Source organism: Dyella sp., assembly GCF_035508675.1.
Classification (GTDB): domain Bacteria; phylum Pseudomonadota; class Gammaproteobacteria; order Xanthomonadales; family Rhodanobacteraceae; genus Dyella_B.
This window is the reverse complement of sequence record NZ_DATJMN010000122.1, coordinates 1-12,410: the sequence shown is the minus strand read 5'-3', so window position 1 is coordinate 12,410 and position 12,410 is coordinate 1. Positions and strand designations below refer to the sequence as shown.

Annotated in this window: 10 protein-coding genes; 5 read left to right on the top strand and 5 right to left on the bottom strand. The window is 64.0% G+C overall.

What is annotated here, in order from left to right; genetic code table 11:
• The first annotated feature begins 176 nt into the window (after nucleotides 1–176).
• Together VMA74_RS07015 and VMA74_RS07010 are read left to right on the top strand one after the other, a co-directional pair.
• A complete protein-coding gene (locus VMA74_RS07015; protein WP_325365921.1) occupies nucleotides 177–677 on the top strand; it encodes an RDD family protein in 501 nt (166 codons plus the stop codon).
• A 135-nt stretch (nucleotides 678–812) separates the two neighbouring features.
• Nucleotides 813–2,084 carry a polyhydroxyalkanoate depolymerase gene (locus VMA74_RS07010; protein ID WP_325365920.1) on the top strand — a complete coding sequence of 424 codons (1,272 nt, stop codon included), beginning with the start codon at nucleotides 813–815 and terminating at the stop codon, nucleotides 2,082–2,084.
• A 57-nt stretch (nucleotides 2,085–2,141) separates the two neighbouring features.
• On the opposite strand, the gene ltaE is transcribed toward VMA74_RS07010, so the two are convergent.
• The 4 genes from ltaE to lptF form a co-directional block, all read right to left on the bottom strand.
• Nucleotides 2,142–3,158, bottom strand: a complete 1,017-nt coding sequence (gene ltaE / locus VMA74_RS07005) for a low-specificity L-threonine aldolase (protein WP_325365919.1) — start codon at nucleotides 3,156–3,158, stop codon at nucleotides 2,142–2,144.
• Between the two features lie 64 nt (nucleotides 3,159–3,222).
• On the bottom strand, nucleotides 3,223–3,678 hold the full coding sequence (locus tag VMA74_RS07000) for a PIN domain-containing protein (RefSeq protein ID WP_325365918.1): 456 nt from the start codon (nucleotides 3,676–3,678) through the stop codon (nucleotides 3,223–3,225).
• Nucleotides 3,671–4,774 (bottom strand): LPS export ABC transporter permease LptG, encoded by a 1,104-nt coding sequence (lptG, locus tag VMA74_RS06995; protein WP_325365917.1) that lies wholly within the window; start codon nucleotides 4,772–4,774, stop codon nucleotides 3,671–3,673. The genes VMA74_RS07000 and lptG overlap by 8 nt, the downstream gene beginning before the upstream one ends.
• Nucleotides 4,774–5,877, bottom strand: a complete 1,104-nt coding sequence (gene lptF / locus VMA74_RS06990) for an LPS export ABC transporter permease LptF (RefSeq protein ID WP_325365916.1) — start codon at nucleotides 5,875–5,877, stop codon at nucleotides 4,774–4,776. Before lptF ends, lptG begins: the two co-directional genes overlap by 1 nt.
• 99 nt (nucleotides 5,878–5,976) lie before the next feature.
• Here lptF and VMA74_RS06985 point away from each other — a divergent pair, with 99 nt between their 5' ends.
• Together VMA74_RS06985 and VMA74_RS06980 are read left to right on the top strand one after the other, a co-directional pair.
• Nucleotides 5,977–7,470, top strand: coding sequence for a leucyl aminopeptidase (locus tag VMA74_RS06985; RefSeq protein ID WP_325365915.1), 1,494 nt, complete (start codon nucleotides 5,977–5,979; stop codon nucleotides 7,468–7,470).
• A gap of 62 nt (nucleotides 7,471–7,532) precedes the next feature.
• The gene (locus tag VMA74_RS06980; protein WP_325365914.1) at nucleotides 7,533–7,955 is read left to right on the top strand and encodes a DNA polymerase III subunit chi; all 423 of its coding nucleotides are present in this window, start codon (nucleotides 7,533–7,535) and stop codon (nucleotides 7,953–7,955) included.
• A 139-nt stretch (nucleotides 7,956–8,094) separates the two neighbouring features.
• Here VMA74_RS06980 and VMA74_RS06975 read toward each other — a convergent pair whose 3' ends face one another.
• On the bottom strand, nucleotides 8,095–11,727 hold the full coding sequence (locus VMA74_RS06975; RefSeq protein WP_325365913.1) for an ATP-binding protein: 3,633 nt from the start codon (nucleotides 11,725–11,727) through the stop codon (nucleotides 8,095–8,097).
• Between the two features lie 131 nt (nucleotides 11,728–11,858).
• Between VMA74_RS06975 and VMA74_RS06970 the strand changes: the two genes are divergently transcribed.
• Nucleotides 11,859–12,410: YceI family protein (locus tag VMA74_RS06970; protein WP_325365912.1), on the top strand; the 552-nt coding region annotated here is incomplete at its 3' end.

The window sequence follows — 12,410 nt, the reverse complement described above, 5'->3', positions numbered from 1 at the left end:
GGCCGTCTTCGGACCACACGCGCTCCAGGAAGGCGGCGATTTCCAGCTCGTCGGCATCGGCGATGGTGGCCGGCTCTTTACTCGTGTTCGGTTTCATGCGCACGATGCTGGGTGTTGCGCATATGTTGTGCAAGCGCGATGTCCCGCAATCACTTTTCAACGCTGATGGCGAATCGATGACGCAAACGACCACGACCAACCTGTATTGCCCGCTGTGGCGGCGCTTGTCAGCCCTGTTCTACGACTTGTTCGCCGTACTGGCCATCGTGGCAACCGTGGGTTTGGCCTGTCAGCTCGCTACCCATGGTCAGCTGATCACCACCGGCGCACAGGTGCACATCGCGTGGTGGTATCAGCCGCTGCAAGGCCTGGCGGTGGCGGCTTATTTCCTGGTGTCGTGGCTGCGTGGTGGCCAGACGCTGGGGATGCGGCCGTGGCGTATCCGCATCGCGACAAGCAACGGCACGCGGTTGACGCTGTGGCAGGCGCTGCTGCGGCTGCTGGTCGCCGCCTTGCCCCTGTCGCTGCTCTTGCTCGCACCCGCATTCGGGCTGCGTACGGCGCTGTGGAGCGTGGCTGCGGCCTGGGGCGTATGGTTCGCTGCCGCGCTACTCGATCGCCGCCGCCGAACGCTGCACGACCTGGCGGCCGGCTCCGAAGTGCGCAGGATGGGTTGAATTTGCCGTCGCTGGCTGCCTGAGACACATCAATCCATAACTTGTTGATGTATAAGGCGACATTGACCTGCCGCAATGCAACATTACCGCGCGTAAACGGCTATCATATGACTTTAGTCGCCGGTCCTGCTCACCATGCTTTATCAGCTCCATGAATGGCAACGCGCCTTCCTCGGCCCCTTGAGCCATTACGCCGAAGCCAGTGCCCGCATGCTCACCGACCCCAGCAGCCCCCTGCACCAGTTGCCGGGCGCGCAGCGCATGGCGGCGGGCTACGAGCTGATCCACCGGCTGGGCAAGGATTACGAAAAGCCGTCCTTCGACATCCACAGCATCACCAATACGCAGGGCAACCAGATCGCGATCATCGAGCGCATCGATCTGGAAACGCCGTTCTGCCAGCTGCGCCGCTTCAAGCGTTTCAGCGACGACCCGGAAACCATCGAAAAGATGAAGTCCGAACCGGTGGTGCTGGTAGTGGCGCCGCTGTCGGGCCATCACTCCACCCTGCTGCGCGACACGGTGCGCGCGCTGCTGCAAGACCACAAGGTGTACATCACCGACTGGATCGATGCACGCATGATTCCCGCCTCGGCCGGTCCGTTCCATCTCGATGATTACGTCGCGACCATCGAGCAGTTCATCCGCCATATCGGCGCCGAATCGCTGCACGTGATTTCCGTATGCCAGCCGACCGTACCGGTGTTGGCGGCGATTTCACTGATGGCCGCGCGTGGCGAAGCCACGCCGCGCAGCATGACCATGATGGGCGGCCCGATCGATCCGCGCCGCAGCCCCACCAGTGTGAACAACCTTGCCATGCAGCAGCCGTTGAGCTGGTTCCGTGGCAATGTGATCCACACGGTGCCGGTCAATTATCCCGGCCATGGCCGCGAGGTGTATCCAGGCTTCCTGCAACACGCCGGCTTCGTGGCGATGAACCCGGGTCGCCACCTGAGCTCGCACTGGGATTTCTATCTCAACCTGTTGCGTGGCGATCTGGATGACGCCGAGGCGCATCGCAAGTTCTACGACGAATACAACGCCGTACTCGACATGCCGGCGGAGTATTACCTGGACACCATCAACACGGTGTTCCAGCAGTTCCTGCTGCCGCGCGGCCTGTGGGAAGTGAATGGCGAACGCGTGGACCCCGGCGCGATCAAGCGCACCAGCTTGCTGACCATCGAAGGCGAGCTGGACGATATTTCCGGTATCGGCCAGACCGAAGCGGCGCACGATCTGTGCACGGGCATTCCAGCTTCCCGCCGTGCGCATCGCGTTGTCGAAGGTGCCGGCCACTACGGCATTTTCAGCGGCCGGCGCTGGCGCGAAATGGTTTATCCGCAGCTGCGCGACTTCATCCGCCGCTCGGAATTGGCGCTGGTCTCCACCAAGCGCGCCTGATCCTGCACGGCGGCGGTGCCGTAGGCTGGGATTTCATCCCAGCCTACGGGTCGCATCTCATCGGGCAAAGAACGCCGCAAACGCCTTGATCACGCGTTCGACACCGGCATCGTCGATATCCAGATGCGTCACCAGGCGCAAGGTCGGCAAATAGCCAATGCTGATGCGTATCGACGAAGCACGCAGATGCGTGTCCAATTCGTGCAGCCGCTCGGCCGGTACGTCGATGAACACCATGTTGGTGTGCTGGCCGAGCAGCTTGATGCCGGCCATCTCGTCAAGACCGTTCGCCAGGCGCATGGCACGCGCATGATCATCCGCCAGGCGCGCCACGTGATGATCCAGCGCATGTGAACATGCAGCCGCAAGCATGCCGGCCTGGCGCCAGCCTCCGCCGGCCACTTTGCGCCAACGCCGCGCCTTCTCGACCAACGCGGCAGAGCCGACCAGTACCGAACCGACCGGCGCCCCCAACCCTTTCGACAGGCACACCGACACGCTGTCGAAATACTGCACAATCTCGCGCGCAGACACGCCGCCCGCCACCGCTGCGTTGTAAAGCCGCGCGCCATCCAGGTGCAGGGCCAACCCACGCTCGCGCGTGAAATCGCGTGCGGCGCGCAGGTAATTCAGCGGAAGCACGCGACCGTGCCAGGTGTTTTCCAGCGCGAGCAAGCGCGTGCGCGCGAAATGCGGATCGATCGGCTTGATCGCCGCTGCCACCTTGTCCAACGGCAACGTGCCGTCGGCATCGTGCGGGATCGGCTGCGGCTGGATCGAACCCAACACGGCGGCGCCACCGCCTTCGAATTTGTAAGTGTGCGCATCGGCGCCGACCATGTACTCATCGCCGCGCTCGCAATGCGACATCAAGGCGAGCAGGTTCGATTGCGTGCCGGATGGCACGAACAATCCCGCCTCGAAGCCGAGATCGCTCGCAAGGCGCTGTTGCAAGGCATTGACGGTGGGATCTTCGCCGTAGACGTCATCGCCGACCTCGGCGTCAAGCATGGCTTCACGCATGGCGCGCGTGGGCTTGGTGACGGTATCGCTGCGCAAGTCGATCCAATCCATGGCGTCCTCTATTGGTGGGTGGGTGGGAGCCACGACTTTGCCGGGTACGATGACCGCCGGCAACCTACGGGCTTATCGCCTCTTGCCATGACGCCGGCGGCAGGATCGCGAACAAGCCTTCACGCCGTGTGCGTTTGGCCAGCCGCAGCAGCGCATCGTCGCGGGTGAGCAGCGCCACTGCACGCGCCTGCCAGGCAAGCTCCAGGAATTTCTGGTCGTCACGGTCACGGCAACTCGGCAAGACAACCGCGCCGGTGCTTACACCCGTGTCCGGCATGCAACGGACGTATCGGTCATAGACTTCGATCGCCTGCCGGCGGCGCGGCTCATCCAGTTTCAGCTGCGGATACGTCAGCACGGCCTGCCATTCGGCGCGGCAATCTTCCCGTGTGACCAGTTCGACGTTGCCTGCCCGCACCGCGGCGAACAACGCAGCACACCGCGGATCGTCGAACACGAACAAATCGAGGCATGCGTTGGTGTCCGGCACGAACCGCCATGCACCGGCCGCCTCACGCATGCTTGCGGAAATAGAACCACGCGATGAACACCATCAGGAACGCCGGCAATACGTTCGCAGCCAGCGGCGGAATGCCGTACACCGTACCGAAGCTGACGATGGCCTTCTGCACGAAGTACCAGCTGATGGCGATGATCATGCCCATGAAAATGCGCTTGCCCAGGCCGCCGGAGCGCAGCGCACCGAAGGCGAACGGCATGGTGCACAACACCAGCACCAGCACGTTGAGCGGATACATCACGCGGCCCCAGAACGGCGTTTCGTAGGGGCGGGTGTTCTCGCCGTTCTTGCGCTTGTAAGTGATGATGTGCTGCAGATCGCGCATTGCCAGGTACTGCGGCTGCACCAGCGACTGCTGCAGCACTTCCGGATCGAGCCGGGAGTCCCAGCGCTCATTGGCGGAGGTGCTGCTGTGCACGCCGTTATCGTCCAGCGTGGTGGTGCGCACATGGTCCAGCACCCATTCCTTGCCGACCTGCTCGGCCGTGGCCGCCTGGTCGAAGCGGCTCAGTTGCCGGCCGTCAGGCGTGAGCGTGAACACGCGTACGTCCATCAGTTGCACGAAGGAGTGATCATCCTTGGTGCGCAGCGCGCTGTTCTTCGCATTGATGATGCGGTCGCCGTCGCGCGCCCACAGACCGCTGCTGGTAAGTCCAAGGTTGCCACCGGAACGCAAGCGCAATTGCAAGGCCTGAGCCTGCTGGTCGCCCCATGGCCCCACGGTTTCGCCCATGATGACCACGCCGGCCACCAGCACCGCCACCACGCCGACGGCCGATACCGCAATGCGCAAGCGCGACATGCCGGCGGCGCGCAACGCGGTCAATTCACCGGTGGAAGCCAAGCCGCCCAGCCCCAGCAGACCGCCGATCAGCGCTGCGAAGCTGAACATTTCGTACATGCGGCGCGGAATCGTCACCACGATGTAGAAAATGGCGTTGCTGAGCGTGTAACCGTTGCGGCCGATGAAACCAAGCTGGCGTACGAACTGGATCATCGCATCCAGGCCTACCAGCACCAGCCACACCATCAGCAACGAACCGAAAACGGTCACGCCGATCAGCCAATCCACGCGCTTGATGCGCAGGCTACCCATTAAGCCCTCGCCTTGCGCGGGGCGCGCGCTGCGTACTGGTTGCGGAAATTCCATGCGGCCAACGCAAACAGGCCGAAGCTGAGCAGCCACATCGGCGTGGCATGGTGCCAATGCCCCTTGGCGAGCTGGCCTCGGCACAGCGCCAGCAGGTTGTAGTAAAGAAAGAAGCCGAGTACCGCGATCAGCATGCGTCCGTAGCGCGGTTCACGCGGGGTCTGCTTCGACAGCGGCATGGCCAGCATCAGCAGCGCCAGTGTCATCAGCGGCACCACCGTGCGCCACGCGAATTCGGCGCGCGCATCGGGCGTCGGGTTACGCATCAGGTCGGCCATGCCCAGATTGTGGATGGGGTCGTCCTCATCATCCGACTGGATCGCCGACAGCGCGCTGTCGTTGCGCTCGTACTTCATGCGGCGCCAGTTGTCGGCGCCCAGCGGAATCTCGTATTGCCAGCCGTCGTACAACGCCAGGTAGCGGTTGCTGCTGTCGCTATTGGAATAAAGATTGCCATGCTGGCCGGTGGCCATCTTCATCACCAGGCTGCCGTCCTTGTTGGTGCGTTCGGCGGCGATGAAGGTGCGGCCCAGCTTCTGCCCGTCGCGGCTCAGCGAATCGACCAGGATGATGCCGCCCTTGCCGGGCAGCTCCGTAAAGCGGCCGGCGTCGAGGCCGGCGGCGATGATGGAACGGTTGGCCGCCTGCACCAGGGTGTCGGAGGTACGCGCCGACCATGGCCCCAGCCACATCGAGACCGCACTGACCAGCGCCAGCATGACCACCGCCACGATCGCCATCGGCCGCAGCAGGCCGCCCATGCCCATGCCGGACGAAGCCAGCACATGCATTTCGCTTTCGCGGTACATGCGCCCGAAGGTCTGCAACACGCCCAGAAAACCTGCCAGCGGCAGCATGCTGGAGAGGGTGTCGATCATGTTCAGGCCGAGCACCTGGAACATCACGCTGGCGGGGAAACTGCCCTTGGCCACCTGCTCAAGCACGTGCGCGAAGGTGGTGCCGGCCATGATCACCAGCAGCACGATGACCGTGGCGCCGATGGTCGTGCCCAGCTCGCGCAGGAAATACCGGTCTAGGATGCTCAGCATGCGATAGGATTATGGGTTCCGTGCCCGTGCCAGCCTTGGCAGGCAAACCCGTAGTCTAGCCGGTTAGATGCACGCCGGTCTTCCCGCAGGAACTTGATGATGACGCTTCAATTCAGCCTGGCCTCGGCCGCTCCCGAAACCCTCGACACGCCCTGCATTGTCGTCGGCGTCTACGAAAACGGATTGCTGACCAGCGCCGCTGCACGCGTCGACAGTGCTGCCGGCGGTGCGATCAAGCGCCAGGTGGAAAGCGGCGACATCAACGGCAAGGCCGGCAGCACCACCGTGCTGTTCGCGCCCGAAGGCGTACAAGCCAAGCGCGTCCTGGTGGTCGGCCTGGGCAGCCAGAAGAGCTTCGACGCGGCGCGCTTCCAGAAGGTGAACCTGGAAGCGGCACGCGCGCTGACACGCCTGCCGATCGACGGCGCCGTTTCGTTTCTGGCCGAAGCCGACGTGCCCGGGCGCGACACCGCATGGCGTGTGCGTACCGCCGCGCTGGCCGCCGATTACGCGGCTTACCGCTACACCGCCACCTTCAAGCCGCGCGAAAAGAGCAGCCAGCCGGAACTGCACAGCCTCGCCTTCGTGGCCGATGTGCAGGCGCAGGCTGGCATCGACCATGCCAGCGCGATCGCCGAAGGCGTGCGCTTCGCGCGCGAACTGGCCAATCTGCCGCCGAACATCTGCAACCCGGCCTACATCGCCGAGCAATCGATGAAGTTTGCACAAGCGCATGCGGACAAGCAGGTCAGCTGCAACGTGCTCGATCACAACGAGATGGAACGCCTCGGCTTCGGCTCGCTGCTGGCGGTCGGCCGCGGCTCGGCCAACCAGCCGAAACTGGTCGTGCTCGAATACAAGGGCGGCGCCGCGGACGAGAAGCCTTATGCCCTAGTCGGCAAGGGCATCACCTTCGACACCGGCGGCATCAGCCTCAAGCCCGGTCCGGGCATGGAAGAAATGAAATTCGACATGGGCGGCGCAGCCGGCGTGCTCGGCGCATTCGTGTCGGCGGTGAAGCTGGGCCTCAAGGTCAATCTGGTCTGCGTGGTGCCGGCGGTGGAAAACATGCCCGACGGCGACAGCTATCGTCCCAGCGACGTGCTCACCAGCCTGTCGGGCCTCACCATCGAAGTGCTCAACACCGATGCCGAAGGTCGACTGATTCTCTGCGACGCGCTCACCTACACCGCCCAGACCTTCCAACCCAAGGTGCTGATCGATGCCGCGACGCTGACCGGCGCCTGCGTGATCGCGCTGGGCAAGCACGCCAGCGGCCTGATGAGCAAGCACGACGACCTGGCCGAGGAACTGCTCAGGGCCGGTGAAACCGCGCTCGACCGCGCCTGGCGCCTGCCACTGTGGGACGACTACCAGGCCCAGCTGGACTCCGGTTTCGCCGACGTCGCCAACATCGGCGGCAAGAACGCCGGCGCGATCACGGCCGGCTGCTTCCTTTCGCGCTTTACCGAAGGCCAGCGCTGGGCGCACCTGGATATCGCCGGCACGGCGTGGGATGAAGGCCGCAAGGGCCTGGCCACCGGCCGGCCGGTATCGCTGCTGGCGCAGTGGTTGATCGATCGCGCCGGCTGATCAAACACGGGAACAGCCAGCCGAAGGTTGCTGTTCCCTCTCCTCTCCGCCATTCGACGACGATGCCCCGCGCCGACTTCTATCTCATCGCCAAGCCGCGCTTCAGCGAACACCCTTTGCTGCTGGTGTGCGAACTGGCGCGCAAAGCCTTCGCCGCGCAACAGCCCACGCTGATTCTCACCCGCGATTTCGAGCAGGCCGAGGAACTGGACGAGTTGCTGTGGTCGTTCGACACGGACGTCTATCTTCCGCACCAGCTGGCCGGCGATGACGACGACGCGCATACGGCCGTGCTGATCGCCCCCCCCGGCGTCGACACGCCGGCGCGCCCGCTGACCATCAATCTGCGCGAGCAATGCCCGCAGAGCTACGGCGAGCGTGTACTGGAAGTAGTGGCGGCAAACCCGACCGAACGCGAAGGTTCGCGTGTACGTTGGCGCGAATATCAGCGGCTGGGTTTTGAGGTCAATAAATACGACATGTGAATGATGTGCTCCCTCCCCTGCGACAGTAGGGGAGGGACCAGTTTGTCGCGATGATCCAGATGTCCACTTCGTTTGAACGCAATTTACAAAAGCGCCCTGAAGCAGCTAGTTGCTGGATAAGCTAGAGATCCAGGCCCGCCTACGCCAGCTTTATCTGCTTGGCTGCCGCCGCACGCAGCATCATCGCTTCCTGCAACACAGAATTCAGCTGCGTGACGTTCAAGGGCTTGCGCAGGAATGTATCGATGCCCGCCTGGCGCCCACGCGCGATCTCTTCCTTGTCGCCGCGCACCAGCAAACCGACGATCGGCACGTTTGCACCGACGACGCCCCCATGGCGGATCAACTGCGCCACCTGGAAGCCGTCGATACCAGGCAGGTCCAGTTCAAGCAGCATTACGTCGCAAGCTTCGATCGCCAGTTCTGCCAGCGCATTCAAGCCATGGCTGGCATGCCGCACGCGATGTCCCTGTTGTTCGAGCATGCTGCGTAGGATGTCGACAGTAGTGGTATCCCCCTCCACCAGCAACACGTTCAGCACGCGCCGGTGGCTGCGGCTGGACTCGTCCTGCGCCGTTTCCGGCGCGACTTCCAACGGCAGGCGCACGCGGAACGTGCTGCCTTCGCCCAGCCGCGAATCCAACGTCATGCGCCCGCCCATCAGCCCGACCAGTTCGGAGCAGATCGCCAGGCCTAGGCCGCTGCCGATATTGCGTTGCGGACCTTCGTCTTGTTCGAAGCGGCGGAACAGGCGCACGCGGCTCGTTTCGGAAATGCCCGGGCCGGTGTCGCTGACGTCGACTGACAGAAAGCCATTGGTCCAGCTGACATCGATGCGAATGCCGCCGCGCTCGGTAAATTTCACCGCGTTGTTGACCAGGTTGAACAGCACTTGGCGAATGCGCAACGCATCGCCAACCAGCAATGCAGGGACGTTCTCGTCGACATGGAGATCGAGCGTGAGGCGCTTGGCTTGCGCCGCGCTCTTCTGCAAGCGCGCCACGTCCTGCACCACCGGCCGCAATTCGAATGGGGTCGGGTCCAGCACCAGCTTGCCCGCTTCGATCCGCGCCAGGTCCAGCGCATCGTTCAACAGCTTGAGCAGCAGATTGCTGGCGCGCTGCACGGATTCGGCATATTCGCGCTGCGTATCGTTCAAGGGCGTGGCCAGCAACAGCTCCGCCATGCCGATCATGCCCGTCATCGGCGTGCGGATTTCGTGGCTGAGGGTGGCGAGGAAACGGCTCTTCGCCGCGCTCGCCTGCTCGGCAATCTGGTGCCGCTGCTCGGCGAACAGCATGCGGCGACGATGCGCCAGGCGGCGGCGCCAGGCAAGCATCACCAGCAACCCCAGGCCTACCGTCACGCATAGGTAAAGCAGCCATGCCCACCAGCGCAGCCATGGCGGCGCCTGCACGATGATGTGCAAGGGCGCGGCCAGTCGCACCCATTCGCCGCCCGAGCTGCGCGCCATCACGTCGAGGGTGTAATCGCCGCTGCCTAGGCCGGCGAATTCGCGTTCGCCATGGTTGCCGCGATCCACCCAGTCGCTGTCGAAACCTTCGAGGCGGAAGCGGTATTGATTGGCCGCAGGGTTGAGATAGGAAAACAACGTGGCCTGGATGTGCAACTGGCTGTCGCGCCAACTGACGCGGATCGGCTGCGGGTGCAGCGGCAGCTTGCGCTCGGTGCCTTTGCGCTCCACGGTGATCTGCGTGACCGACAAGGTGGCCGGCACCGGCTGCGGGTCCACCTTGTCCGGATCGAAGCCGACCACGCCGCCGTTCGTTGCGGCGTAAAGGTAGCCATTGGGCAGCAGCGCATAACCGCGGTCGAATTCGCCGTTCGCCAGGCCGTTCTGCAAGCCGACGTGATAGAAACTGCCTCGCGCCGGATCGTAGCGCCACAGTCCTTCGATACTGAAAACCCACACGCGCCCCAGACAGTCGACGTCGATGTCCACGGCGCGCACGGATGGCCAGCCATGCTCGGCATCCACGGTCTTGTCGACCACCAGGCGCGGGCCGTCGTGGTGGTAATGCGACAGGCCGTCTTCAGTGGCCACCCAGATCCCGCTGCGATCGAAGTCGAACGCATCGATGGCTTTGCCGACAGGAACGCCCGGCACCATCGCGAAACGGTCGCGCGCCCGGTCGAACCACATTAGTCCGCCGTCGCTGGCATACCAGAATGTGCCCTTGAACAAGGTCATCTGGCTGCCCCACATCACCTTCTCGTTTGGCTTGTCCATGTCCACGGGCGATACCGCCAGCGTGTCCGGATCAATGCGGAAAATGCCGTTGCCGTAAGTGCGCGCATACATCAGCCCGTCGGGGCCGGGCTCGACCTCCAGCGGACGATCGAGCAACTTGCGTTGCGGATCGACGCGGTCGTTCCGGTCATGCAGGTAGTCGTAGCGATACAGCGCGCCCTGCGTCGCGATCCACAGGCGCTGGCGAAAATCTTCGGTCAGGCCGACCACGTCCCCGTTCAAGTCGCTGAGGATGTGCTCGACCTTGCCGGTAACCGGATCCAGCCGATCGACGCGGCCGTCGCGTTCGCCCACCCACACGTGGCGGCCGTCGCGGCCACGCGCCATGCTGGTGGCCATCGAATCGCGCAAGCTGTCCGGGTCGTCGGGAATGTGCGTGAAACGGCTGAAGCGGTTCCAGCCCAGCGCGAGGTAGGCGACACCGCCCTCGAATGTCGTCACCCACAGGCCGCCCTCGCGATCGACCAAGGTCTGCCAGATCCAGGTGCCGGGCAGATCGCCGTGCAGCAGCGGCTGGTCGACCAGCTTGACGACGGGCGCATCCGGCCGCATCTGCAGGTACATGCCGCGCTGCGTGCCGATCCATAAATGGCCGGCGCGGTCGCGCGTGCTGGTCATGACGATGGTGTGGTGCGGAATCACCGGTTCGCCGAACGAGCGTGCCACGTCGTCCGAACCGACCATCAGCAAGCCCTGCTCGGTGGCGATGCGGATTTCGTCGCCGCTGCCGTTGATGCGCCAGGCGTCCATCGACTGGCTGGGATCGGCGGGCTTGATGCGCACGAAGCCACCGTTGGCCTCGCGGCGGAACACGCCGCGATCGGAGCCCACCCACAGGCGCCCCTTAGCGTCCACGTACAGCGTGGCGACGGTGCCCCAATCACCCGGATACAAGCCGATCAGCGGATTGGTCACATGTTCGAAACTGTTGCCGTCGGGCAGCATGCGATCCAAGCCATCACCGGTGCCCACCCAGAGCGAGCCGTCCGGCGTTTGTGCAATCGCCCATACATGATCGTGAGCGAGGCTCCGCGGATTGCCGGGATCATGCCCCCAGTGGGTGAACTTGCCGGTGGCAGGATCGTAGCGGTTCAGTCCAGGGCCTATGCCACCTGCCCAGACCATGCCCTGCTGGTCGACCAGCAACGTGGAGATCTCATTGCCGTAAAGCGAGGTCGGATCGTCCTCGATGTGGCGGAACACCTGGAAACGCACACCGTCGAAACGGGCAAGGCCACCCTTGGTGCCGAACCACATGGCGCCGTCATGATCCTGCGCCACGGTATAGACGACACTGCTGGGCAAACCATCCTGCGTGCCGTAGCGACGGAACTGGGGCGTCGGCAACGAGGCGGTGTCCGGCGCATGGACAACGGCGTGTGGAACCGGCGCGGGTGTCGCTGCAGCACCGCCGGGCGTCGCCACGCCCAGCAGCAAGGACAGCCCCAACAGGAATACCACCACTAATGGCCCCTCAAGCACGTCAGGCAAAGCGGCCACCCCGCATCCGCTTCGCAAGGAGGAATCATGCCAAATCCGTATGACTGCCGCATGTGCTGTTCATGGCAGCGCAACAATCCGTTTCTGGCGGTGCGCTGGCGGAGCCTAAGCCTTTCCGCCAGACTTTCGGCATGAACCGCCAACGGCTCGCCAATCAGCTGCTGATGTCATGCTTGGGTTGCCTCTTGGCGCAGCCCGCCGTGGCGGCACCGGACAGCTACCGCTACGACACGGTACACAGCCAGATCGTCTTCAGCATCGACCACGACGGCTTCTCGCGTCCGCTGGGGCGGCTGCATATCGCCCAGGGCTCGTTGCGCTTCGACCCTGACGACTGGTCCCGATCCAGCACCGAGCTGGATATCGACATGCGCGGCGTGGACATGGGCGATGCCGCCTGGAACGAGGCGGTCTGCAAAGCCTCGCTGCTCGATTGCAAGGCGTACCCGACCGCGCATTTCGCCAGCACCTCGGTGGAGCGCAAGGATGCGACGAGCGGCATGCTACACGGCACGCTTACCCTGCATGGCGTGAGCCATCCGGTCGATATTCCGTTTCGCGTCAACCGCATCGGCAAGACCATCTACGGCCTGCACACCGTCGCCGGCTTTTCCGCCACGGCTTCGCTCGATCGCACCCAGTTCGGCATCGACGGCTTTCCCAATGCCATCGGCCACGGCGTC